This window comes from Streptomyces olivaceoviridis (genome assembly GCF_014650115.1).
Taxonomy (GTDB): Bacteria; Actinomycetota; Actinomycetes; order Streptomycetales; family Streptomycetaceae; genus Streptomyces; species Streptomyces olivaceoviridis.
This window is the reverse complement of record NZ_BMUI01000013.1, coordinates 134293-157710: the sequence shown is the minus strand read 5'-3', so window position 1 is coordinate 157710 and position 23418 is coordinate 134293. Positions and strand designations below refer to the sequence as shown.

Annotated in this window: 21 protein-coding genes; 11 read left to right on the top strand and 10 right to left on the bottom strand. The window is 72.6% G+C overall.

The annotated features are described in order from the left end of the window. Nucleotides 1–13 precede the first annotated feature (13 nt). Nucleotides 14–1069: a cation diffusion facilitator family transporter gene (locus IE273_RS24470; protein WP_189817320.1), complete on the bottom strand. Its 1056-nt coding sequence runs from the start codon at nt 1067–1069 to the stop codon at nt 14–16. Between the two features lie 61 nt (nt 1070–1130). Here IE273_RS24470 and IE273_RS24465 point away from each other — a divergent pair, with 61 nt between their 5' ends. Continuing rightward, the gene (locus tag IE273_RS24465) at nt 1131–1496 is read left to right on the top strand and encodes an ArsR/SmtB family transcription factor (protein ID WP_229887470.1); all 366 of its coding nucleotides are present in this window, start codon (nt 1131–1133) and stop codon (nt 1494–1496) included. A 5-nt stretch (nt 1497–1501) separates the two neighbouring features. On the opposite strand, the gene IE273_RS24460 is transcribed toward IE273_RS24465, so the two are convergent. The 3 genes from IE273_RS24460 to IE273_RS24450 all read right to left on the bottom strand — a co-directional run bounded on the left by IE273_RS24460 (nt 1502) and on the right by IE273_RS24450 (nt 5048). Then, nucleotides 1502–2722 carry a 4-hydroxybenzoate 3-monooxygenase gene (locus IE273_RS24460; protein ID WP_189817319.1) on the bottom strand — a complete coding sequence of 407 codons (1221 nt, stop codon included), beginning with the start codon at nt 2720–2722 and terminating at the stop codon, nt 1502–1504. A 76-nt stretch (nt 2723–2798) separates the two neighbouring features. Beyond that, nucleotides 2799–4439: an APC family permease gene (locus IE273_RS24455; protein ID WP_189817318.1), complete on the bottom strand. Its 1641-nt coding sequence runs from the start codon at nt 4437–4439 to the stop codon at nt 2799–2801. A gap of 201 nt (nt 4440–4640) precedes the next feature. Next, nucleotides 4641–5048 carry a CoA-binding protein gene (locus tag IE273_RS24450; protein ID WP_189817317.1) on the bottom strand — a complete coding sequence of 136 codons (408 nt, stop codon included), beginning with the start codon at nt 5046–5048 and terminating at the stop codon, nt 4641–4643. 142 nt (nt 5049–5190) lie between these two features. Between IE273_RS24450 and IE273_RS24445 the strand changes: the two genes are divergently transcribed. The 5 genes from IE273_RS24445 (at nt 5191) to IE273_RS24425 (ending at nt 11784) form a co-directional block, all read left to right on the top strand. Beyond that, a complete protein-coding gene (locus tag IE273_RS24445; RefSeq protein ID WP_189817316.1) occupies nt 5191–5952 on the top strand; it encodes a hypothetical protein in 762 nt (253 codons plus the stop codon). Nucleotides 5953–6321: 369 nt separating this feature from the next. Further along, nucleotides 6322–6864 carry a SixA phosphatase family protein gene (locus tag IE273_RS24440; protein ID WP_189817315.1) on the top strand — a complete coding sequence of 181 codons (543 nt, stop codon included), beginning with the start codon at nt 6322–6324 and terminating at the stop codon, nt 6862–6864. 35 nt (nt 6865–6899) lie between these two features. After that, nucleotides 6900–7526: a YigZ family protein gene (locus IE273_RS24435; protein ID WP_189817314.1), complete on the top strand. Its 627-nt coding sequence runs from the start codon at nt 6900–6902 to the stop codon at nt 7524–7526. A 107-nt stretch (nt 7527–7633) separates the two neighbouring features. Then, nucleotides 7634–8797, top strand: a complete 1164-nt coding sequence (locus IE273_RS24430; RefSeq protein WP_189817313.1) for an exonuclease SbcCD subunit D — start codon at nt 7634–7636, stop codon at nt 8795–8797. Continuing rightward, nucleotides 8794–11784, top strand: coding sequence for an AAA family ATPase (locus IE273_RS24425; protein ID WP_189817312.1), 2991 nt, complete (start codon nt 8794–8796; stop codon nt 11782–11784). The genes IE273_RS24430 and IE273_RS24425 overlap by 4 nt, the downstream gene beginning before the upstream one ends. 90 nt (nt 11785–11874) lie before the next feature. Here the strand turns inward: IE273_RS24425 and IE273_RS24420 are convergent, their stop codons facing one another. From IE273_RS24420 to IE273_RS24410, 3 genes are all read right to left on the bottom strand, one after another. Next, on the bottom strand, nt 11875–14313 hold the full coding sequence (locus IE273_RS24420; RefSeq protein ID WP_229887468.1) for an alpha-amylase family glycosyl hydrolase: 2439 nt from the start codon (nt 14311–14313) through the stop codon (nt 11875–11877). Between the two features lie 175 nt (nt 14314–14488). Further along, nucleotides 14489–16030, bottom strand: a complete 1542-nt coding sequence (locus tag IE273_RS24415; RefSeq protein ID WP_229887466.1) for an alkaline phosphatase family protein — start codon at nt 16028–16030, stop codon at nt 14489–14491. A gap of 112 nt (nt 16031–16142) precedes the next feature. Next, entirely contained in the window at nt 16143–16589 is a 447-nt protein-coding gene (locus IE273_RS24410) for an Lrp/AsnC family transcriptional regulator (protein WP_132788435.1), read from the bottom strand. A gap of 94 nt (nt 16590–16683) precedes the next feature. Between IE273_RS24410 and IE273_RS24405 the strand changes: the two genes are divergently transcribed. The 5 genes from IE273_RS24405 (at nt 16684) to IE273_RS24385 (ending at nt 20447) form a co-directional block, all read left to right on the top strand. Beyond that, nucleotides 16684–17160 (top strand): rhodanese-like domain-containing protein, encoded by a 477-nt coding sequence (locus tag IE273_RS24405; RefSeq protein ID WP_189817311.1) that lies wholly within the window; start codon nt 16684–16686, stop codon nt 17158–17160. An 83-nt stretch (nt 17161–17243) separates the two neighbouring features. After that, nucleotides 17244–17747 (top strand): GNAT family N-acetyltransferase, encoded by a 504-nt coding sequence (locus IE273_RS24400; RefSeq protein ID WP_189817310.1) that lies wholly within the window; start codon nt 17244–17246, stop codon nt 17745–17747. A 158-nt stretch (nt 17748–17905) separates the two neighbouring features. Further along, nucleotides 17906–18562, top strand: a complete 657-nt coding sequence (locus IE273_RS24395) for a histidine phosphatase family protein (protein ID WP_189817309.1) — start codon at nt 17906–17908, stop codon at nt 18560–18562. Nucleotides 18563–18696: 134 nt separating this feature from the next. After that, nucleotides 18697–19350 carry a response regulator gene (locus IE273_RS24390; RefSeq protein ID WP_189817308.1) on the top strand — a complete coding sequence of 218 codons (654 nt, stop codon included), beginning with the start codon at nt 18697–18699 and terminating at the stop codon, nt 19348–19350. Next, nucleotides 19347–20447 (top strand): sensor histidine kinase, encoded by a 1101-nt coding sequence (locus IE273_RS24385; RefSeq protein WP_189817307.1) that lies wholly within the window; start codon nt 19347–19349, stop codon nt 20445–20447. Before IE273_RS24390 ends, IE273_RS24385 begins: the two co-directional genes overlap by 4 nt. A 13-nt stretch (nt 20448–20460) precedes the next feature. Here the strand turns inward: IE273_RS24385 and IE273_RS24380 are convergent, their stop codons facing one another. Genes IE273_RS24380 through IE273_RS24370 form a run of 3 tightly spaced genes read right to left on the bottom strand, consistent with a single transcriptional unit; the run spans nt 20461 to nt 23346 of the window. Next, nucleotides 20461–21699, bottom strand: coding sequence for a cytochrome P450 (locus IE273_RS24380; RefSeq protein ID WP_189817306.1), 1239 nt, complete (start codon nt 21697–21699; stop codon nt 20461–20463). A gap of 35 nt (nt 21700–21734) precedes the next feature. Then, complete coding sequence (locus IE273_RS24375) at nt 21735–23126, bottom strand: NAD(P)/FAD-dependent oxidoreductase (RefSeq protein ID WP_189817305.1); 1392 nt, start codon at nt 23124–23126, stop codon at nt 21735–21737. Further along, nucleotides 23116–23346: a ferredoxin gene (locus IE273_RS24370; RefSeq protein ID WP_189817304.1), complete on the bottom strand. Its 231-nt coding sequence runs from the start codon at nt 23344–23346 to the stop codon at nt 23116–23118. The genes IE273_RS24375 and IE273_RS24370 overlap by 11 nt, the downstream gene beginning before the upstream one ends. Nucleotides 23347–23418 lie beyond the last annotated feature (72 nt).

Genomic DNA, 23418 nt, shown 5'->3' with positions numbered 1-23418 from the left:
TCGCCGGCGCGGCTCACGTCGTCGCGTGATGGGCCAGGGCCAGGTGCGGGTCCGCCTCTCCGGGGATCGGCGCCGGGTCGGCGTGGACCAGGGCGGCCGTCAGGCGGGGTACCGCGTGGAGCAGGGCGTGTTCGGTCGCGACGGCGATCGCGTGGGCCTGGCGCAGTGTCGCCTCGCCGTCCACCACCACCGCGAGCTCGGCCCGCAGGCGGTGCCCGATCCAGCGCAGGCGCAGCTCGCCCACCGCGCACACCCCCGGTACCTGGCGCACCGCGTGCTCGGCCCGGTCCACCAGCGCCGGGTCGACGGCGTCCAGCACCCGCCGGAACACCTCCCGCGCCGCGTCCCGCAGCACCAGCACGATCGCGGCCGTGATCGCCAGCCCCACGAGCGGGTCGGCCAGGTGCCATCCCAGCGCCGACCCGCCGGCGCCCAGCAGCACGGCCAGCGAGGTGAACCCGTCGGTACGCGCGTGCAGCCCGTCGGCGACGAGCGCGGCCGAGCCGATCTCCCGGCCCACCCGGATCCGGTACCGGGCCACCCACTCGTTGCCGGCGAAGCCGAGCAGCGCGGCCAGCGCGACCGCCGGCACCTGCGCGACCGGGCGCGGGTCGAGCAGCCTGCCGACGGCCGCCCACGCGGCGAACGCCGCCGACGCGGCGATGGTCAGTACGATCACCAGCCCCGCGAGGTCCTCGGCACGGCCGTACCCGTAGGTGAACCGGCGGGTCGCCGCCCGGCGGCCCAGCACGAAGGCGATGCCTAGGGGTACGGCGGTCAGCGCGTCGGCCGCGTTGTGCACCGTGTCCCCGAGCAGCGCCACCGATCCGGACACGGCCACCACGGCCGCCTGGGCCAGCGCGGTCGCCCCCAGTACGGCCAGCGAGACCCACAACGCGCGCATGCCGCGCACCGACGACTCCAGCGCCGGATCCAGTTTCCCGGCGGTCTCGTGGGAGTGCGGGGTGAGGAGATGGGCCAGGCGATGGCGCAGGCCGGGGGTGCCGTGCGCATGCCCGTGCGGGCCGTGCTGGTGCGGGCCGTGCTCATGAGGGTGCCGGTCGCTCACGTCGATCCCCTTCCGGTGGGCGGGAGTGGACGCTCGGCGCCCACGGAGCCATTATGTGCGTATGAGCGCACGCATGCACCTATCACCTGCGCACCATGCGCACGAGCGCAGCCCGGGCGAGGAGCAGTTCGCGCTCGCCGCCGAACTCCTCGCCCTGCTCGGCGACCGCACCCGGCTCGCCCTGCTGCACACCCTCGCGGCCGGCGAGGCCGACGTCGGCACGCTCACCGAGGCGTGCGGCGCCGCCCGGCCGGCCGTCAGCCAGCACCTGGCCCGGCTGCGGCTGGCCGGAGTGGTGGACACCCGCAAGGAGGGCCGCCGGGTGATCTACTCACTGCGCCACGGACACCTGCGGCGCCTGGTGGAGGAGGCTCTCAGGACGGCCGACCACCGCCTCGCCGAACGGGGCGGCGGGGTGGCGCGCTGACCGGATCAGCACGCTTCGGCGGTCCCGAGGTACTGCTCGGCGAAGGCCGCCGCCGCGACCGGCGAGGTGAATATCCGGCGCAGCCGGGCCAGCGTGGTGCCGGCGCGGTAGGGGTCGCCGGAGGAGGTGCCGTGGTAGATCTCGGACAGCCACTCCGAGAACTCCTGGTAGTCCCACACCCGCCTCAGGCACGCGTCCGAGTAGCCGTCCAGTCCCGTGGAGTCGCCCCCGGTCAGCTGGGCGACGAGGCCGTCACCGAGCAGGAACGCGTCGTGCAGGGCCAGGTTCATGCCCTTCGCGGCGATCGGCGCGACGAGGTGCGCGGCGTCTCCGGCCAGGAACAGCCGGCCGAACACCATCGGCTCCACCACGTAGGTGTGCATGTCCAGCACACGCTTCTCCAGCAGCCGGCCCTCCGTCAGCGGCGGGCGGTCCGCCGCACGCAGCCGCCGCTGGAGGTCGGCCCACACGCGCTCGTGCGACCACGCGTCCGGGTCGTCGCCGGGCGGGCACTGGAGGTAGTAGCGGGTCAGCTCGGGGCTGCGCGGCATGTGCCCGGCGAACCCGTCCGTGTGCATGCCGAACAGCACGCGGTCCGAGGACGGCGGCGCCTCGGCCAGCAGCGCCAGCCAGCCGATGCCGTAGTCGTGCCGGGAGATCCGCGCCCGTGACGGCAGCGCGGCCCGGCTCGCCCCGCGGGCCCCGTCGCAGCCGGCCACGAACTCGCAGGTCACCAGGTGCCGTTCCCCGCTGTCCGGGTCGGTGTACGAGACAGCGGGCCGGTCCGAGTCCAGGTCGTGCAGGCGTACGTCCCGCACGCCGAAGCGGATCTCCCCGCCGCGCACGTCGGCGTACTCGCGCACGAGGTCGGTCACGAGCAACGGCTGCGGGTAGACCCAGTGGTGGTAGCCCGTCAGCTCGGTGTAGGCGAAGCGGTGGCCACGGCCGTCGAAGCGGAACTCGCACTCGGTGTGCCGCTCGGCACGCTTCGGCAGGTCGCCGGCCAGGCCGCGCTGTTCGAGGCCGCGTACGACCCGTTCCTCGATCACGCCGGCACGCGGCCGCTGTTCGATGAACGCTCTGCTCTCGGTCTCCAGGACCAGGCAGTCGACACCGGCGGCGCGCAGGATGTTGCCGACGGTCAGGCCGGCCGGTCCGGCGCCGATGACGACGACCGGACAGTGCGCGGCGGAAGGGGACTCGGGATGGGGGGAAGGAGGCGTCACGCGGGGCATTATGACGGTGTCCCGTCAGCCGGTCGGCCGACGGGACACCGTGGGGGCGGTCAGTGCGCGGACGCGGTCAGTGCGCGGGCGCGTCCGTCACCACGACCTCGTCGATGCTCCGCTCGATCGCCTCGGGCCGCGACGCGGTGGCCTTGGCCCAGTAGTAGACGACCAGGGAGAAGGCCGCCACGATCAGCATGTCCCACCACAGGCCGATGGTGCCCCGGCCGCCGCCGAAGCCGCCCAGCCAGGAGATCAGGCCCATGCCCACCAGGTAACCGGGCAGCCACTGCGCGGCCCTGAAGTCCAGGCGCGGCGCGTCCGGCAGGCGCTTGCGGATCGCGTACCATGCGTACGAGCCGAGCAGCACGTAACCGAGCAGGATCGCGAAGCCCAGGCGCCACAGGGTGCCCCAGCCGGCCCAGTAGATGATGAGGTCGGCGACCACGAAGGACAGCGGGGAGACGATCTTGCCGCCGGGCAGCCGGTACGGGCGTTCACGGTGCGGCAGTCGGTCGGCGAACACACCGTAGGCCAGCGGCGCGCCCGCGTACATCAGCACGCTCGCCGAGGTGATGAATCCGACCAGCGTCTGCCAGCTCGGGAACGGCAGGAAGCAGATCACGCCGGTGACGAACGAGACGATCAGGCCGAACCACGGCACGCCGCGCTTGTCGGTCCTCGTGAACAGCTTCGGCGCGTAGCCGTTCTTCGCGAGGCCGTACGACACCCGGGAAGTGGCCGTCGTGTAGATCAGCCCCGTGCCGCCGGGCGAGATCACCGCGTCGATGTACAGCACCACGCTCAGCCAGCCCAGGCCGACCAGGGTGGCCAGGCCCGCCCACGGGCCGCTGATGCCCGGGAAGTCCAGGTGGGCCCAGCCGTGCGCGAAGGAGGCGTGCGGCAGGGCGGCGATGAAGACGATCTGGAGCAGGATGTAGATGGCGGCGCCGATCGCGACCGAGCCGAGGGTCGCGCGCGGCAGGTCCCGCTGCGGGTTGCGGCTCTCGCCGGCCAGCTGGATCGCCTGCTCGAAGCCCAGCAGGGCGAAGATGATGCCGCTGTCGCTGATGGCGCTGAGCACGCCCTTGGCGCCGAACGGCGCGAAGCCCTCGGAGGTGAAGTTGCCGGGGTGGAAGTTGCCGATCGCGATGATGAAGATCGCCGCGAGCGGGACGGCGATCTTCCACCAGGTGGCGGCGCTGTTGGTGTGCGCGAGGGCGCGGACGCCGAAGAAGTTGACGCCGACGAAGACCAGCATGAGGACCACGGCCACCGCGAAGCCGCTCGGGGTCAGCGTCTGGTCGTGGTGCTGGAGGCCGTCGGCCCAGCGCCAGTGCTTGGCGTAACCGATCATGGCCTCGACCTCGATCGGGGCCACCGTCGCCGCCTGGAGCCAGGAGAACCAGCCGAAGGACATGCCGGCCAGACCGCCGAACGCGTAGTGCGGGTAGCGGGCCGTGCCGCCCGCCACCGGGAACATGCCGCCGAGCTCGGCGTGGACCAGGGCGAGCAGCACGATCGCCACCGTGCCGATCAGCCACGAGATGATCGCGGCCGGGCCAGCCGCGACGACCGCCTTCTCGGCGCCGAAGAGCCAGCCGGATCCGATGATGGAGCCCACCGAGGCCCACATCAGACCGATGAGCCCGACGTGCCGGCGCAGACCGCCGGAATCCGTCGTGGCTACCGGCACAGCATGGTCGACTTTCGGCATGTCAAGTGGCCTCTCGGATCGCTGACGCGGGATTGACGAGCAAGGAGGCCACAGATTAGGGACGATTTCCGCGCCGACAGAAGACTGATAACCAAGTTTTGACTCGGGATCTCCGGTGTCTTGGTCGAGTCTTCGCACAGGTCAGCGCGGTACGGGAATGTCAATATTCAGCGCCGAATTGTGAGAAGAAAGTGAGACAGGCTAGTTCAGGCGGGGAATTTCGATCGCCGGGCACCGGTCCATCACCATCTCCGCACCCGCGGCCCGGGTCCGCTCGTAGGCGCCCTCGTCGACGACCCCCAGCTGGAACCACACCGCCCGCGCGCCCTTCGCCACGGCCTCGTCCGCCACCGCGCCTGCCAGGTCGCTGTTGACGAAGACGTCGACCACGTCCACGTCGAAGGGGATGTCCGCGAGGGAGACGTAGCCCTGCTCCCCGTGCACCGTCTCGGCCTTGGGGTGCACCGGCACGATCCGCTTGCCGAACTGCTGGAGCACCCGCGCCACCCGGTAGGCGGGCCGGTTCTGGTTCGAGGACAGGCCGACCACCGCCCAGGTGTCGCCCAGCTCGGTCAGGATCCTGCGGATCGTCGCTTCGTCGCCGTACATCGGCCGCCTCCTCGGGCTGCGGGGAACTGTGCGTCGGGGCAACATCGCCGCGACGGGTGCGGATTCCCGCCCTACCCCGCCACGTTGTCCGGAATCGGCGCAAGCCGCTGCATACGGCCGCCCGCCCGCCTACGCTCGCCCCGTGCAGCGCATTCTCGACGCCCGAACCGGTGAGCCCGTCCCCGCCGCGCCCGCCCGCCGCGGCCTGACCCGCATCGAGGCCCACGCCTCCGGCCTCGACCCGACGGCCCTGCGGGTGCTGCTCACCGCGGACCTGCTGGTACGGGCGCTGGAACTGGGCGGCACCCCGGTCTGGACGATCCTCACGGCCCCCCGCGACCAGCCGGAACTCCGCACAGCCGCCACCCACCTCGCCATCCGCCCCTTCGAGGACGACCGCGACGTCGCGTCCGGCTTGGGCGAGGCCCAGGTGATCCACGTCGCACGATGGCCTACGACGGGCGGGCGGGGGGTGGCGCCGGGGGAGCGGGGTGAGGGGCCGTTGGCCGCTGTCGCCCCGGTGGAGTGGGCCGGGTCGCAGCCGTCGCTTCCGGCCCTGCTCGCCGACCCCGCCGCGCTGCGGCTCGCCCTGCTCCGCGTCCCCCGGCACCAGCCCGCGCGGCTGGACGGCAGCGCCCTGGACCGGGCCGCCGGGCAGCTCGCGGACTGGCGGCGGGCCGTGGCCGGATGGGCGCGGCACCCCTCACGACCGGTACCGGAACCGGTGCGCGGACGGTTGCGGGCCGCCTGGGAGGACGATCTCGACCTGCCGGGGGTGCTGGACGTGCTGCGGGACGTGGCGTGTGCCCCGGACCTCACCGACGGCGCCCGCTTCGAGACGTACGCCTACGCCGACCGCCTGCTCGCCCTCGACCTCGCGCACGACCTCGGGAACCCCGCGTGAACGCGCCGACCGGTGCTGTTGCGGCGGGCCGAGTCCGGGGGGCCTCGGGGTGGCGGGGGCCGTGGTGGGTCGCCCGTGCCGCGGGGTGTCGGGAGGTCCGCGTGAACGGGTCGTCGGGTGCGGGTGCGGGTGCGGGTCGGCTGGGGCGGCTGCTGGTGTTGCGGCCGGCCGAGTCCGGGGGGCCTCGGGGTGGCGGGGGCCGTGGTGGGTCGCCGGTGCCGCGGGGTGTCGGGAGGCCCGCGTGAACGCCCCGGCGGGTGCGGGTCGGCTGGGGCGGCTGGTGGTGTTGCGGCCGGCCGAGTCCGGGTGGCCTCGGGGTGGCGGGGGCCGTGGTGGGTCGCCCGTGCCTCGGGGTGTCGGGAGGCCCGCGTGAACGCCCCGGCGGGTGCCGGTCCGCTGCGGCGGCTGGTGGTGTTGCGGCATGCGAAGTCCGCGTGGCCCGAGGGGGTCGAGGACTACCGCAGGCCGCTCGGGCCGCGGGGGCTGCGGGACGCTCCGGCCGCCGGGCGCGCCCTCGCCGCCGGCACGCTGCCCGACCTCGCCCTGTGCTCCACCGCCGTACGCGCCCGCCAAACCTGGGAGCTGGCCTCCGCCGAGTGGGCCACGCCGCCGCCGGTGCGCTACGACCGGCGGCTGTACGCGGCCGGCGTACCCGAGCTGCTGGAAGTCGTGCGCGAGGCGCCGCCGGAGGTCCGGACGCTGCTGCTGATCGGCCACAACCCCGGCCTGGAGGAGCTGGTCCTGGCACTGGCCGCGGACGGCCTCGACGACTCCCTGGACCGGGTACGGGCGAAGTTCCCGACCAGCGCCATCGCCGTGCTCGCCTGGCACGGCACCGACTGGCCGGCCCTCGCCCCGGGCGCGGCCCTGCTCACCTCGTTCACGGTCCCGCGCGGGAAGAAGAAGCGCTGACCGGGGGCGTCCCGGCGCTCGCATAGGCTGGCGGGATGCAGGACGAGTACCGCACAGTCGCCCGCGCGGGCGTGCACGAGACCGAGATCAACCGCTCCCGCTTCCTGTGCGCCCTCGCCCCGGCCGCCACCGAGCAGGAGGCCCAGGACTTCATCGCCGCCGTGCGCAAGGAGCACGCCGACGCCACCCACAACTGCTGGGCGTACGTCATCGGCGCCGACGCCTCCGTGCAGAAGGCCAGCGACGACGGCGAACCGGGCGGCACCGCCGGCGTGCCCATGCTCCAGATGCTGCTGCGCCGCGACATGCGGTACGTGGTGGCCGTCGTCACCCGCTACTACGGCGGCGTGAAGCTCGGCGCCGGCGGGCTCATCCGCGCCTACGGCGGCTCGGTCGGCGAGGCCCTGGACGCGCTCGGCACGATCACCCGGCGCCGCTTCCGGCTGGCCAGCGTGACCGTCGACCACCAACGCGCGGGCAAGGTCCAGAACGACCTGCGCGCCACCGGACGCGAGGTGCGGGACGTCCGCTACGGCGAGGCCGTCACCATCGAGATCGGTCTGCCCGACGCCGACGTGGACGCCTTCCGCGCCTGGCTCGCCGATGTGACGGCGGGCACGGCCGGCTTCGAACTCGGCGGCGAAGCCTACGGAGATGCCTGATAATTGGAGTGAATCGGGCATAACGGGCCTGCGCGGTGCCGGTCGTGACGGGCTGGTACGGGAGTAACCGCCCGTGATGTCAGACCCGGCCGTTAGTCTCGGGGATCATGAGAGTCCTGCACACGTCCGACTGGCACCTCGGCCGGGCCTTCCACCGGGTGAACCTGCTCGGGGCCCAGGCCGAGTTCATCGGTCACCTCGTCGCCACCGTGCGTGAGCGCGAGGTGGACGCGGTGGTCGTGTCGGGCGACGTGTACGACCGAGCGGTGCCCCCGCTCCCCGCGATCGAGCTGTTCGACACCGCCCTGCACCGCCTCGCGGACCTCGGCGTGCCCACGGTGATGGTCTCCGGCAACCACGACTCGGCCCGCCGCCTCGGCGTCGGCGCCGGGCTCATCGGCCGCGCGGGCATCCACCTGCGCACCGAGCCGTCCGCCGCCGGCACGCCGGTCGTGCTCCGGGACACCCACGGGGACGTCGCCTTCTACGGCCTGCCGTACCTGGAACCGGCCCTGGTCAAGGACGAGTTCGGCGTCGACAAGGCCGGCCACGAGGCCGTGCTGGGCGCCGCCATGGACCGCGTCCGCGCCGACCTCGCCACCCGCGCGCGGGGCACGCGTTCCGTCGTCCTCGCCCACGCCTTCGTCACCGGCGGCCAGGCCAGCGACAGCGAGCGGGACATCACCGTCGGCGGGGTCGCCGCCGTACCGGCCGGCGTCTTCGACGGCGTCGACTACGTGGCGCTCGGGCATCTGCACGGCTGCCAGACCATCACCGAGCGCGTGCGCTACTCCGGCTCGCCGCTCGCCTACTCCTTCTCCGAGGCCGGCCACCGCAAGAGCATGTGGCTGATCGACCTGGACGCGGACGGATCCGTCACCGCCGAACGCGTCGACTGCCCGGTGCCCCGCCCGCTCGCCCGTATCAGCGGCGCTCTCGACGACCTCCTCGCCGATCCGGAGCTGACCCGTCACGAGGACGCCTGGATCGAGGCCACCCTCACCGACCCCGTCCGCCCGGCCGACCCCATGGCCCGGCTCACCGAGCGCTTCCCGCACACCCTCAGCCTGGTCTTCGCCCCCGAGCGCGCCCCGGACGACCCCCAGGTGTCGTACGCCCGCCGCCTCGCCGGCCGCAGCGACCAGCAGATCGCCCAGGACTTCGTCGCCCACGTGCGCGGCGCCGGACCCGACGAGCACGAGGCGGCCGTGCTGCGCGAGGCGTTCGACGCCGTGCGCGCCGACGACGCCGTGCGGGAGGTGGCCCGGTGAGGCTGCACCGGCTCGACATCACCGCCTTCGGGCCCTTCGGGGGCGCCCAGAGCGTCGACTTCGACGCCCTGTCCGCCGCCGGACTGTTCCTGCTGCACGGCCCCACCGGCGCCGGCAAGACCTCCGTCCTGGACGCCGTCTGCTACGCCCTCTACGGCTCCGTTCCCGGCGCCCGGCAGAGCGGCCAGGGCATGACCCTGCGCAGCGACCACGCCCGGCCGGGCACCCGCACCGAGGTCCGTCTCGAACTCACCGTCGCCGGACGCCGGCTGGAGATCACCCGGCAGCCCCCGTGGGAGCGCCCCAAGCTGCGGGGCACGGGCACGACCGTCGACAAGGCCCAGACCTGGCTGCGCGAGTACGACGGCACGGCCGGCGTCTGGACGGACCGCAGCCGCTCCCACCAGGAGATCGGCGAGGAGATCACCCAGCTGCTCGGCATGAGCCGGGAGCAGTTCTGCCAGGTCGTCCTGCTGCCCCAGGGCGACTTCGCCCGCTTCCTGCGCGCCGACGCCGAGGCCCGCGGCAGGCTCCTCGGCCGCCTCTTCGACACCCAGCGCTTCGCCGACGTCGAGAAGCGCCTCGCCGAACGCCGCCGCGCCACCGAGGCACGCGTGCGCGAGGGCGACACGGCGCTGCTCGCCGACGCCCACCGCATGCAGCAGGAGGCCGACGACGCCATGGAGCTGCCCGACCTGGCCCCGGGCGACCCGGGACTGGCCGGGGCCGTCCTCGGCGCCGCCGCCGTGGCCCGCAGCACCGCCCGGGAACGCCTCACCGTCGCCCACTGCCGGCTCTCCGCCGCCGAGTCCGCCCACGCCGCGGCCCGCCGAGCCCTGGACGACACACGCGAACTCGCGCGCCTCCAGGCCCGGTTCACCGAGGCCCGGCAGCGTGCCGAGCGCCTCCAGGAGCGGTCCGGCGCCCACCGCGAGGCCCAGCAGCGCATGGAGCGCGCCCGCAAGGCGGAGGCGGTCGCGCCCGCCCTGGAGCTGTGGGACGCCACCGAGGCGGAACACCGCCGGGCCACCGCGGCCGAGGCACACGCGCGCGGACTGCTGCCCGACTCCCACGCCGACGCGGGCGCGGGCGGACTCGCCGCCGCCGCCCGCCGCGCCGCCGAGGAACTGGGCGGCCTGGACGCGGCCCGGCGCGCCGAACGAAGGCTCGCCGAAGTCGCCGAGGAGCGGGCCGGACTCGACCGGCAGGAGCGCGCCGACGAGGACGTCCTGAGCGAGGCCGAGGCCTGGCTCGCCGACTGGGACGGCGTCCGCGCGGCCCTCCAGACCCGCGTCGACGCCGCCCAGGAGGCGGCCACCCGCGCCGAACAGCTCGCCGTCCAGCGCGCCCCCATGCGGCGCCGGCTCGACGCGGCCCGCACCCGCGACCAGCTCGCCGCCGACCTCGAACGGGCCCAGCAGCAGGCGGATGCCGCGCGGCAGCGTGCCCTCGACGCCCGCGCCCACTGGCTCGACGTCAAGGAACAGCGCCTGAACGGCATCGCCGCCGAACTGGCCGCCCATCTCACCGACGGCGAGCCCTGCGCGGTCTGCGGAGCCACCGAACACCCCGCCCCCGCCCGCAAGGTCGCCGGACACGTCGACCGCGAGGCCGAGGACCAGGCCCTCGCCGTCTGCCGGCGGGCCGAGGAGCGGCACACCGAGGACGAGCGGCGTCTCGGCCACCTCCGCGAGGCCCTGGCCGCCGCCACCGCCGAGGCCGGCGACACGCCCACCGGCGAACTCGCCACCGAGGCGGACCGACTGGAGCAGGAGTACGCCCGCGCCCGCCGCGCGGCCTCCGCGCTGCACCCCGCCCAGGAGGAGCTGCGGCGCGCCGAGGGGGAGCGCGAGCAGCGGCTCGCCGACCGCCAGCAGGCCGCCGTACGGGCAGCCTCCCGGCTCACCCGCCGCGACACCCTGGAGCGCGAACAGGCGCAGCTGCGAGCGGAGTTGGCGCAGGCCCGGGGCAGCGCCGACAGCGTGGCCGCACGTGCCGCCCAGCTGGAGCGGCGGGCGGCCCTGTTCACCGAGGCCGCCGCCGCCGTGCGCGCCGCCGAGGACGCCGCCCAGCGGCTGAAGGACGCCGACGCCCGCCTCGCCGACGCCGCCTACCGGGCCGGTTTCGACACCCCGCAGGCCGCCGCCGCGGCCCTCCTGGACCCGGCCGCCCACCGTGAACTCCAGCACCGCCTGGACGCCTGGCAGCAGGAGGAGGCGGCCGTCCGCGCGGTCCTCGCCGAGCCCGGCACCGCGGCGGCTGCCCAGCAGCCGCCCGCCGACCCGGCCACGGCCGAGCGGACCGCTTCCGCCGCGGAACGGCGGCTGCGCGAGGCGGCCTCCGCGCGTGACGCCGCCGCCCGCTGCTGCGCGCAGCTCGACCGCCTCTCCGCCCGGGCGGCCCAGGCCGTACGCCGGCTCGGCCCGCTGCGCGAGGAGTACGACCGGGTGGCCCGGCTCGCCGCCCTCACCGCGGGCACCTCCGCCGACAACGAACGCCGGATGCGCCTGGAGTCGTACGTCCTGGCGGCCCGTCTGGAGCAGGTCGCCGCCGCCGCGACCGTCCGCCTCCAGCGCATGTCGTCGGGCCGCTACACCCTCGTCCACTCCGACGACCGCACCGGGCGCGGGCGCTCCGGGCTGGGACTGCACGTGGTCGACGCCTGGACCGGACGGGAACGGGACACCGCCACCCTGTCCGGCGGCGAGACCTTCTTCGCCTCCCTCGCGCTCGCGCTCGGCCTCGCCGACGTCGTCACCGACGAGGCGGGCGGCGTCCGCCTGGACACCCTCTTCATCGACGAGGGCTTCGGCAGCCTGGACGACCAGACCCTGGACGAGGTCTTGGACGTCCTGGACTCCCTGCGCGAACGCGACCGCAGCGTCGGCATCGTCAGCCATGTGCCCGACCTGCGCCGCCGAATACACGCCCAGCTGGAGGTCGTCAAGGACCGCTCGGGCTCGACGTTGCGGCAGCGGGGCGTCTGACGGCTGGCCAGCAGGCACCTGGCGGCCGGCTCGGTGCCGCCGGTCCGGACGGATGCGTCACCTGTCTCCGTGTCGTCGCACGGCGGCTGCCTATCGTGACCGATCCTGGGACAGGATGACGGCGCTGTAGCGACCGATGCCTATCTTGCCCGCCCAGGGCAGCCCGTCCAGCTCTGCGTCGTCCGCTGTGACGTCGTGGCTGGGTGACCCCTTGAACTGGGAGTCGTACTCCGTCGAGTCGCTGTGGAACCGTACTCGCCAGAGTCCCGGCCCCGGCAACCCCAGCCGGTAGTCGTCGTAGTCGTTGTCACCGAAGTTGAGGACGACGACGGTACTGTCGCCCGGACCGCCCTGGGCATAGCGGTGGAAGGCGATGACCTTGGCGGTGTCGTTGCAGTGGTACACATGCACCTGATCGCCTCTCAGGCCGGCAGTGGTGTAAGTGCGGTTGCGCCGCAGGGCGATGAGATCGCGGTACATCCGCACGATGCCGGCATGGCGTTCCCGCCCGGCCCAGTCGAGCGGGGTGCGGTCGTCGAACGGCCTGGTCTCGAGGAACTCCTGTCCCTGGAAGATCATCGGAATGCCAGGCGCGGTCATGACGGCGGCGGCGCCGAGCGTGGCCCGCTTCTTGGCGTGCAGACCTTCAGCGTCCCCAGGACAGACAGCCGCGGGGACGCGGCCCTTGCCATCTGTCACGTCGTCGTGGGACTCGGTGTAGACGACCCGGGCGAGCGCACGGCCATCGAGACGATGCTCGATCGCGTGGCGTACCTGGTTCATGTCGCGGTCCGCGTCGTCCACGGCCGTGAGCGCCGCGCGGAGCGCATGGCAGAAGCCCGCGTCCCACTGGGAGTCGAATCCGGCGCCCTCCGGGGTGCCAGTGGTGATCCAGGGGTCGTCGCGCAGGTCCTCCGCGATGCTTGCCTTCCAGGGCTGGCGGGCATTGATCTCATCGTTGACCTCACGGAGCAGACGCCAGCCGTCGGCCAGGTCCTTGCCCCGGTCGTCGCCGCCGTCGACGTTGCGGATGTACGCGGTGGCGTCCCAGCGCAGGCCGTCCACGCGGTACTCCTCCAGCCAGGACAGCGCACTGTCGCGCAGGTACTGGCGGACCTCGGGTCTGCCGTAGTCGGGACGCGTGTCGCCCCACGGGGTGCTGCGGCGCCAGTCGTTGTAGAAGTAGATGCCGTCGCCGTCGTTCTCGTACCAGCCGTCGAAGCGTCGCAGCCCGGCGTCGAGATCGGCCCAGCCGAAGTGGTTGTAAACGACATCGAGCAGCACCGCCAGACCGTGCTGGTGAGCCGCGCTGACCAGCGTCTTGAAGTCGGTGGGGGACCCGTAGTCGCCCGCCACCGCGAAAGCCGTCACGGGGTTGTAGCCCAAGGACGTCTCACCGGCGTACTCGGTGACTGGCATGAGCTCGATCGCGGTGACGCCGAGTTCGGCCAGTTCCTCCAGCTTCTCAACCACGCCCGAAAACCGGCCGGGTCGGTCGGCGGAGGTGCGGTTGAAGGTGCCGACGTGCACCTCGTAGATGACGAGTTCGTCCCAGCCCGGGGACCGCCACGGATGTGCGCCCCATGCGAAGTCCGCGGCGTCGATCACCGCATTCCCCGTTTCCGTCGAGCTGGTCAGCCGGCGCGCACGCGGGTCGATCTTCCACCGCTCGCCGCTCCGGCTGGTCACGACGTACTTGTACTCGTCGCCCGGCCCGGCGACGTCCAGTTGAGTGGACCAGCATCCGCCGCCGTCCATGGCCATCGGATGTCTCGCCGCCCACCCGTCGAACGATCCGGCCACCTCCACGCCCTTTGCGTGCGGGGCCCAGACGCGGAAGGTCGTGCCGTTCGGGCGGGCGACCGCACCCATGTCCGCGCCCATGCGAGCCTCCTTGGGCAGCAAGCTGTCTGGTTCGCCGCCCACCCAGGTCACGTCCTCGACGTCCGGTTCCTTGATCCAGCCGGCGTCCATGGCCTTCTCGACGACGTCGCGCCAGTCCTTGGCCTTGCCGCGCTTCTCGCCGCCGATCTTGACTTCGCCATCCGAGTAGACCGTTATCGGTTTGACCGACTCCCTGTAGAGCTGTAGGTACTTCTCACCCATCTTCGTTATTTGAAGATATTTTTTCAGAGGGAAGAATCCGTCTTCGGATTCCATCGCGTTTCTCAGGTCTGGCAGATCCGGCAGACCGGCGCGAGGCTTCAGATATCCCAGGTGCTGGAGGCGTACCAACTCCCGGTACATCTCCCACCTGTACTGCACCGAATCGTCACCTTTGCCGGCCAGTTTCCTCAGATGGCTGCGCTCGTGGCGGCTGAGCAAGCCGATGACGGCCAACTGGATCGACTCAAGCGTGGCTTCAATCCTGGTGATCCGCCATCGTACCTTGAATGGACCGAACGACAGCTCTTCGAGGGCTCCCGGACTCGCCAGTGCCAGAAATGCGAGAAGCAGCGCGCCGAGCACGCCGATGATCGAAGCTCCCTTACCGTTCTTCGAATCACCGAGGAACGTTTCAATGAGCATCCAGAGTACGGTCAGTGCGATCCCCACAGTGAGTATCTGAAGCACTCGGATGGCGGACTTCTGGGTGCACACCACCTGTCTCATTCGCTTGAGCTTGAGCCTGAGCCTGAGGTGGTGATCCCGGGTCGGTAGCGGGCGTGTCCCCATGTCGACCCTCCACGGCGAGCGTCGGCATTCACATTTTCGGGATGAGGTTCGCGGCGACGAGGCTGTTGTACGCGGCGTCGAGGTGCGAAGTCTGGGTCCGGGCGGGGTTGCTGCCCTTGGAAACGGGGACGAGGACATCGGACAGCGGATCGTCATCGCGTGGTTGTTCCAGGGTCAGGACGTCCCCGATGCCGGGGGCGGCGGCGTCACGACCCGTCAGTGGCTCCACGGCCCATCTCTGTTCGATCGTCTTGAGCAGCGACGTGTGGTCCAGCGGCACGCTGCCGTCGGGGACGCGGAAGACGGTCCCGGGCTTGATGAGGGGCGAAACCAGCACCGTGGGCACGCGTACCCCGAACCGGGTGAAGTCGAAGTCGAACTCCACTCCCTTGATGTCGTCGGGTGGCGTCGCGCCGGCGGGCGGAGGTACGTGGTCGTAACAGCCGCCGTGCTCGTCGTAGGTCACGACCAGCAAGGTCCTCGCCCAGTCCGGTCCGCGGCGCAGGGCCTGATACGTGTCGTACACGAGATGCTCGCCCAAAGCCACGTCATCGTTGGGGTGCTGGCTGTTTCCCGTGTTGCCCCACGACGGCTCCAGGAAGGTGAACGCGGGCAGTCGGCCGTTGGCAGCCGCGTTCGTGAAGTCCATGAACTGGCCGAAGTGACTCCTGTCGGCCTGCTGGGTGTCGGGGAAATCAGCCATGGTCTTCGGCCACTTGTTGTACCCGTAGACCATCCAGTCGATTGTGTCACCGAGTCGACCGAAGATGCTCGGCGTGTCGAACATGGGTTTCTTCGTTTGTTCCGCGAGTTTCAGACTGGTCTTGTCGAGCAGGTAGCCCAGGCTGGTCCCGGCAAGGGCGAAAGCCCGGTTGGGCAGGGTCTGGGTGGGAACCGAGCAGTACCAGTGGTCGCATACCGCGTAGCCCCGGGCCAGCCCGGACAGGACCGGCACCCCTTCCGGGGTGAAGCAGCCCATGATGTCGCTCGCGGTGACGCCTGGAGAGTTGCCGCTCCGCGTCGGATAGACCTGCGCGTAGTCGATGACGAAGCCGTCGTTGGTCGCGTCGGGGGTGGGGGCCGGCGGATGCTCCGTGCCGAACAACTGGACGTTCACCCGGTCGAATTCCTCCCCGGGGATGGAGCCCGGCATGAAGTACGCCCCGGGTTTGGCCGGGTCGATCCGGAAGACGGTGACCTTGCCGCCGTTCCCGTCGGGGTTGGCCTCCGCGCCGGTCAGTCCCTCGAAGGCATCGCCGGAGGGCGAGCGGTTTTCCTGGTCGGTGTAGAGGAATCCGAGCATGTTGTCCAAGGAGCGGTTTTCCAGCATGAGGACCACGAGATGGTCTATCTGGTGCAAGGGTGTGGTGTCCGATGTCATCTGGAATCTCCCGCGGTTCGCGCGGACTGGGGGGTGAGGCCCCACCGGCCACGGCGGTGGCCCCACTTCCACCGTAGGACGAAGGGCCATACCTCGCTCGGCGGCGGCGCGCATCCGGAAGACGCGGCCGGCGGACCATGCCGGCGAAGCCGGCCCGAGGAACGGGCGGGCGTCCAGGGCGTTGAGCACCCCAACGCCTTCCGGAACCGCGGAACTTCACATGATCAGTGTCGATCTCCGTGAGCGATCACACCGCACACTGGGTCGACCCCGATCCGGCCGTCGCGGCAGCGGGAGCGGTCTAGCGGCCCAGCGGGCGCCGGGGCAGCGGGGACGAGTACACGACGCTGGTGGTCACCGAGCCCAGCGCGCCGATCCGTCCCGAGATCTCCTCCAGGTGGGACATCGACCGCGCGGCGACCTTGATGACGAAGCAGTCGTCGCCCGTGACGTGGTGCGCCTCCAGGATCTCGGGCGTCGCCGCGACCAGGTCGTGGAACGGCTTGTAGTTGCCGTTCGGATAGCGCAGCCGCACGAACGCCAGGATCGGCAGGCCCAGCCGCTCGGGGTCGACCACCGCCGCGTACCCCTGGATCACACCGGCCTCCTCCAGCCGCCGGACCCGCTCGGTGACGGCGCTGGGCGACATGGACACGGCCCGCGCCAGCTCGGCGTAGCTGGCCCGTCCGTCGCGCTGGAGGACGTCGAGGATGCGCCAGTCGGTGGCGTCCGGGGAATGCGCGGTCACCCCGGATGGATAGCAGGGGAATCCCCGGCCGGGCAAGGGCGATCCCGGGGATCGTGCCTTCAGGGGCCGGCCGCCGGACCGTAGATTTCCCCACATGATCAACACCGCTAGCGAGAACCCCGTCCTGCGCGTCGCCCCGGCCCCTCCCGCCCAGGCCGCCGCCTACTTCCGGGCGAGCCTCGCCTTCCACGCCGACGTCTCCGACGTCGCCGCCGCGCTCGCGGCCGGCGGCGACCCCGGCTTCGTCGTCGTGGACTCGCGCTCCACCGAGTCCTGGGACCAGGGCCACATCCCCGGCGCGGTCCACCTGCCGACCGCGCTCGTCCCGGAGCAGGCCGCACGGCTCCTCGACAGGGACGTGCCGGTGGTGACGTACTGCTGGGGCCCCGGCTGCAACGGCGCCACCCGCGCCGCCCTCGCCCTCGCCGAACTCGGCTACCGGGTCAAGGAGCTGCTCGGCGGCTTCGAGTACTGGGCCCGCGAGGGCTTCCCCTACGAGACCTGGCAGGGCCCGGCGCGCCGGGACGCCGACCCGCTGACGGCGCCCGTGGCGGGCGAGTGCGGCTGCTGAGGCGCGCCCCACGCGCCGCGCCGCGGTCGACCGGTCGGCGCAACGCAGGTGGCCCCGGCACCCCGTCCGGGTACAGTCGGGCAGTGCCCGAGCTGAAGCGGCTGCACGCCAGCCACGCCCCCGCGGTCCTGGACTTCGAGCTGTCGAACCGCGCCTACTTCGCCGCCTTCGTCTCCGACCGCGGCGACGACTACTTCGAGCAGTTCACCGACCGCTACAACGCCCTGCTGGCCGAGCAGGAGGCCGGCAGCTGCGCCTTCTACGTGCTCCTCGCCGAGGACGGATCGGTCCTCGGCCGGTTCAACCTGGTCAACATCGAGAACCGCACCGCGGAACTCGGCTACCGGGTCGCCGAGCACGCCGCCGGCCGCGGCGTCGCCACCGAGACCGTCCGGGAGCTGTGCCGCCTGGCGGCACGCCGGTACGGACTGCGCGTCCTGCGGGCGGCCACCTCCCACCAGAACGTCGCGTCCCACAGGGTGCTGACCAAATCGGGGTTCGTCCCGATCGGACCGGCCGACCCGGCCGACCTCGGCGGCAAGCCGGGTACCTGGTACCAGTGTGACCTGGCCACGCTGCGGCCGTAGACCCGGTGGGACGACCCGCCGACCGGCGGGGGTGGTCCGGCCACCTGCCGGAGGTTGCGGGAGCACCTTTCCTGGAACCTTGTGACCAAGGGAAACGGCTCTGCCCCGGCTGGTCCGCCGGCCGCGTGGCCCTCCCGATCGGAGAAGGAGGTCGGACAGTGACGGTGCGACTGACGATGCTCTGCGCGACCACCGCCGAAGGCGGCCTCGGCCGGGCCTTCGGGGACGGTGCCGTGAGCGAGCGCCGCCGGCGTGAGCTGGCAGCCATGACAGCGACCCTTCCGCCGTACGCGGTGGCCCTGCGGGGGCCCTCCGACCGCTGCGCGCAGACCGCCGATGCCCTCGCCGTCGCCGCCGTGCCCGAGTACGCCCTGCGCGACCTGGATCACGGCACGTGGGACGGCCGTACACCCGAGGACGTCGCCGCGGTGGACCCCCATGGTCTGTCCGTCTGGCTGACGGACCCCGACGCCGCGCCGCACGGCGGCGAGACCGTCCGCGAGCTCTGCCGCCGCACATCCGCCTGGCTGGACACCCTGCCCGCCGACACCGGACGCGTCCTCGTGATCACCGAGGCGTCCGTCATCAGGGCCGCGCTGATCCACGCCCTGTCCGTCCCCGCCCGCTCCTTCCGGCACCTCCAGGTCCCGCCCAAGTCCGCGGTCACGCTGACGCTGAGCGACGGCCGCTGGAGCACCCGGACCGACCGGCTCACCGTCCCCCGGCGCCGGAAGCCGGCCGACCGCGTCCCCACCGTCGCGGTGCCGGCCCTGCCCACCACGCGACAGCGCATGTGCCTCACCGGCCGGCCCTGACACGACCGGGGGGACGCGCCCCCACCTGAGCACGGCACCGACAGCCATGGCCCCTGTCCGTACGGCGCCCGGCGGCGAAACCGCCCCGGGCGTGGTACGAATCGGACAGTGGTTCCATACAGGCTGGAGCGCACGTGATCCGGGTACTGGTGGTCGACGACGAAGCCCTGATCCGCACGGGCTTCCAGCGCATCCTGGCCGCCGCCGACGACATCGAGGTCGTCGGCGCGGTGTCCGGCGGCCAGGCCCTGCGGACGGTGCGCGAGAAGCGCCCCGACGTGGTGCTGCTGGACATCCGCATGCCGGACGTGGACGGGCTCACCCTCCTGGGCGAGATCCGCCGGCTGCGGGAGCCCCCCGTGGTGGCCATGCTGACCACGTTCGACATGGACGAGTACGTGGAGACGGCACTGCGCTCGGGCGCCGCCGGCTTCCTCCTCAAGGACACCGATCCCGAGGCGCTGCCACTGGCCGTGCAGAGCCTCGCCCGCGGCGGCACGGTACTGTCGCCCAAGGTCACGCGCACGGTGGTGGACGGCTATCTGAGCGCCGGGGCGCCGGAGCGCCCGCCCAAGGCCCTCGCACGGCTCACCGGCCGGGAGCGTGAGGTGCTGCTCCTCATGGCCGAGGGCCTGTCGAACGCCGAGATCGCCACCCGGATGCACCTGAGCACCGGCACGGTCAAGGACCATGTCAGCGCCATCCTCACCAAGCTGGAGGTCAGCGGCAGGGTCCAGGCCGCCCTCTTCGCCCAGCGGGCCGGGCTCCTCGCGGAGGAGACGGGATGACCCGCCGTCCGTCCCCGCTGCTGCTGGACTGCGTGGCGATGGCCATGGCCCTCCTCGACGTCTGGGCCCACTGGGACATCGCCGAGCCGTTGCGGATGGCCTGCGCCCTGGCCGCCGCCGTCGTCCTGCTGCTGCGCCGGCGGCAGCCGCTGCTCACCTTCCTGCTGACCCTCCCGGCCGTCCTGCTGTCCGACGCGGTCGTCGCCTGCCTGGCCGCGCTGTACACGCTCGCTTCCCTCAGCCGCCCCCGGACGCTGCTGCTCCTGTGCGTCCTGGCCTTCGCGTTCTGCGACACGACGGCCCTGCCGTCACCGAACTTCGATCTGACCCGGCTCGCGAGGCTCATCCCGTTCGGCTACAGCGCCGCCACCGCCGCCGCCGCCGTGTTCCTCGGGCAGCTCGTACGGACCCGGCGCGACCTGTCGCTCAGACTGACCGAGATCTCCGAGGCGCGCGACCACCAGCAACTGCTGACGGCCCAGGCCGTCCTGGCCAAGGAGCGCGCCCAGCTGGCGCGGGAGATGCACGACGTCGTCTCCCACCAGGTCAGCCTGATCGCCGTGCGCGCCGGAGCGCTCCAGGTCGGCGCGGACGACGCGGACACCAAGGAGGCCGCGGCGACGATCCGGCGCCTGAGCGTGCAGACGCTGGACGAGCTGCGCCACATGGTCGGCGTCCTGCGCGCCTCCGGCGGCCACCCCACGGAGCTGACCCCGCAGCCGGCGCTCACCGACATCCAGCGGCTGGCCGACAGCTGCGGTATCGAGACCGAGTTGAAGACGGACCTGCCCGAAGGACTTCCGGCCACCGTCCAGCGCGCGGTCTACCGCACGGTCCAGGAAGCGCTGACCAACACCCGCAAACACGCTCCCGGCGCGAAGGCGCGTATCGACCTGCTGCACGCCGACGGCTCCGTCCGGGTCCGGGTCACCAACACCGCGCCGACCCAGCCGCCGCTGCCGCTGCCCGGTGCCCACCACGGCCTGATCGGGCTGCGTCAGCGCGCCGAACTCCTCGGCGGCACCATGACCGCGGGCCCGACGAGCGACGGCGGTTACGAGGTCTGCGTGGTGCTGCCGGCGGACATCACGGGGTGAGCGGACGACGTGCTCAGCGCAGCCCGTCGAAGGCGACGCCCAGGTGCCGGGGGCCGCGCAGCACGGCGTTGCGCCGGTACGGCGGCGGGTCCTCGACCAGACGGGGGCCCTCCAGCCGCCGGGCCAGCTCGGACAGCGCGATCTGGGCCTCCAGCCGGGCCAGCGGGGCGCCGAAACAGCTGTGGATGCCGCTGCCGAAGCCGAGGTGCTGGATGTCGCCGCGGTCCGGGTCGAACCGCTGCGGGTCCTTGAACCGCTCCGGGTCCCGGTTGCCCGCGGCGAGCACCAGCCAGATGCGCGAGCCCTTGGGGATCGTGACCCCGCGCACCTCGATGTCGGCGATGCAGGTGCGCTGCGGCACCAACTGCACGGGCGGTTCGTACCGCAGCAGCTCCTCCACGATGTTGACCGACAGACCCGGGTCCTCCCGCAGCCGCTGGAGGATCTCCGGGTGGCGCAGCAGGGTGAGCATGCCGTTGGTGATCAGGTTGACCGTCGTCTCATGACCGGCGATCAGCAGCAGCACCGAGGTGCTGAGCACCTCCATCATCGACAGGGAGCCGTCCGGGCCCCGGCCGGCCGCCAGGTCGGACAACAGGTCGTCCCGCGGTTCCCTGGTGCGCTCCTCGACCAGCCCGGCCAGGTACATGCCGAGCTGCATACGGGCTTCCCGCGCCGCCTTTTGGGCGTCGGTGTCCCGGTCCGGGCCGGCCGCCGGGTCGAGGCTCGCGACCAGCGGGTCGACCCAGGCGCGGAACCGCGGCTCGTCCTCCCGGGGAACCCCGAGCAGCCGGCAGATCACCGTCACGGGGAACGGGTAGGCGAACTGGTCGACCAGGTCGACCTGGCGCGCGTCGCCGAAAGCGTCGATCAGCCCGGTGACGATCTCCCGCATCTCGCCCCGCATGTTCTCGATCCGCCGCGGCCGGTGCGGCGGTCCGAAGGCGCTGTTGGCGATGCGCCGCAGCCGGTCGTGCTCGGGCGGGTCCAGACGCAGGAACGACGGCGGCAACCCTCCCGTCTCCTCCGTCCGGTCCAGCTCGTCGCCCCCGGCGGCGGCCACGTTGGCGGCGTCGGAGCTGATCCGCGGATCGTGGAGGAGGGCCTTGATGTCGTAGTACGAACTGATGAGGTACGGGCCTCCCTCCTCCTCGTGCAGCACAGGCGTCCTGCGGAGTTCCTCGTAGACCGGGTACGGGTCGGCGCGGTTGGCGTAGTCGGTGATCTGGCGCGCGATCGAGGCGTGCGGCATGGCGGGTCCTTGGGGCGTCGGGGCCGTGGGCGGGGTCAGTGGCGGGCGGGGTGGAAGACCAGCTGCTGGTCGGCCGGCGAGTAGCCGCTGAGGGTGACCATGGGGCCGTGCGTCGGCAGGGACGGGTCCGGGAATCCCGCCGGCACCGGCCGGCGGCCCTCGGGACGCCGGTCCACCGTCGGGTACTCCACCGGGAACGGCGCCCCCCGCTCGATCTGCCCCCGGTAGAACTCCAGCCACCGGGTGTTGTCGAAGCTCACGGCGGCCACGACCCGGCCCTGGTAGCCGTAGACCCCGACGAACCGGCGCTCGGCCAGTGAGCCCTGCGTGATCATGAGCTGCTCGCCCATGGGCGGCACCCCGACCGACTTGATGTTCACACCGAACATCGACGACCAGAAGGCGGGCATCCACAGGTGTGGCCGCCGGTCGGCGCCGTGGCAGATCATGTTGTGCGCGGCGGTCTCCGCCTGGGCGACCGCATTGCCCCAGTGCTCCAGCGACAGGAACTGGTACCCGAAGAGCGCGTGCGGGGAGCGCGCCACATCGCCCGCCACGAAGACGTCGTCCGTGACGATGCCCCGGAAGTCGAAGGCCCGGCAGCCCGCGTCACAGGCGATGCCCCGGGGCCCGGCACCGAGCCCCGACCCGGTCAGCCACTCGGTGTTCCGCAGCGAACCCAGCGAGACCACGACCACGTCCGCCTCGACCACGCTCTCGTCGGACAGATGGACGGCCCGCACCCTGCCGACCGCGTCACCCACCAGCGCGGTCACCGTGACATGCGTGCGCAGATCGACGCCGTTCTCGGTCTGGAGGTCCGCCGCGACCGCGCCGACGACCCCGCCGAGCGCGCCCACCAGCGGCGCGCCCGCGCGCTCCGCCACGGTCACGGGCAGGTTCATCTCCCGGCACGCCGAGGCGACCTCCGAACCGGCGAACCCGGCGCCGATGACGAACACCCGGCGCGGCCCCGCCCTCAGCCGCCGGTACAGGTCCGCCGCGTCCTCCCGCGTGCGCAGCAGACAGACGCCGTCCAGCCGGGCCTCCTCCTCCTTCGGCCACGGCCGGGCCCGCACGCCGGTCGCGATGAGCAGCCGGTCGTACTCCACCTCGTCCCCGTCGGCCAGCCGGACCCGCTTGGCCGTCAGGTCCAGGCCGGTCGCCGCCACGCCGAGGCGCCACTTGGCGTCGATCTCCCGGCGGTGCGGCAGCTCGGTGTGGTGCGGGGACGCCTTGCCCAGCAGCACGGCCTTCGACAGCGGCGGCCGGTCGTACGGCTCGTGGGGCTCGTCACCGACCAGGGTCAGCTCACCGGCGAAACCCTCCGCGCGCAGCGTCTCGGCGGCCCGCAGACCGGCCAGCGAGGCACCCACGATCACGATCCGGCCCTCACGCCTGAGCCACTCCACGTAGTCAGCGACCATCGGAGGCCTCCCGCACCCCTCCCGTGCGATCCAGTCCGTCGGCCGTGATCGCCTGCACGGGGCACGCGGCCACGGCACGCGCCACCCGCTCCCGCTGCTCCTCGTCCGCGCGCGGGTCGTAGATCAGCGCCTCCTCGCCGTGCATGGCGAAGACGTCGGGCGCGAGGAACGCGCACTGCGCGTACCCCTGACACTTGTTGAGATCGACGACGAGCCTCATCGACGCTCCGCCCTTCCCATGGCCCAGGTCCGGGCGTACCGCGCGGCGAGCGCGGGCGGCTCCGGACGGCGG

Excerpts from the sequence above, each read along its gene's own strand:
- IE273_RS24450 (WP_189817317.1), bottom strand. The coding sequence starts at position 5,048 with ATGTACGGCGACGAAGCGACGATCCGCAGGATCCTGACCGAGCTGGGC.
- IE273_RS24465 (WP_229887470.1), top strand. The coding sequence starts at position 1,131 with ATGAGCGCACGCATGCACCTATCACCTGCGCACCATGCGCACGAGCGC.
- IE273_RS24435 (WP_189817314.1), top strand. The coding sequence starts at position 6,900 with ATGCAGGACGAGTACCGCACAGTCGCCCGCGCGGGCGTGCACGAGACC.
- IE273_RS24420 (WP_229887468.1), bottom strand. The coding sequence starts at position 14,313 with ATGCTCATTGAAACGTTCCTCGGTGATTCGAAGAACGGTAAGGGAGCT.
- IE273_RS24430 (WP_189817313.1), top strand. The coding sequence starts at position 7,634 with ATGAGAGTCCTGCACACGTCCGACTGGCACCTCGGCCGGGCCTTCCAC.
- IE273_RS24370 (WP_189817304.1), bottom strand. The coding sequence starts at position 23,346 with ATGAGGCTCGTCGTCGATCTCAACAAGTGTCAGGGGTACGCGCAGTGC.
- IE273_RS24405 (WP_189817311.1), top strand. The coding sequence starts at position 16,684 with ATGATCAACACCGCTAGCGAGAACCCCGTCCTGCGCGTCGCCCCGGCC.
- IE273_RS24385 (WP_189817307.1), top strand. The coding sequence starts at position 19,347 with ATGACCCGCCGTCCGTCCCCGCTGCTGCTGGACTGCGTGGCGATGGCC.
- IE273_RS24455 (WP_189817318.1), bottom strand. The coding sequence starts at position 4,439 with ATGCCGAAAGTCGACCATGCTGTGCCGGTAGCCACGACGGATTCCGGC.
- IE273_RS24380 (WP_189817306.1), bottom strand. The coding sequence starts at position 21,699 with ATGCCGCACGCCTCGATCGCGCGCCAGATCACCGACTACGCCAACCGC.
- IE273_RS24375 (WP_189817305.1), bottom strand. The coding sequence starts at position 23,126 with ATGGTCGCTGACTACGTGGAGTGGCTCAGGCGTGAGGGCCGGATCGTG.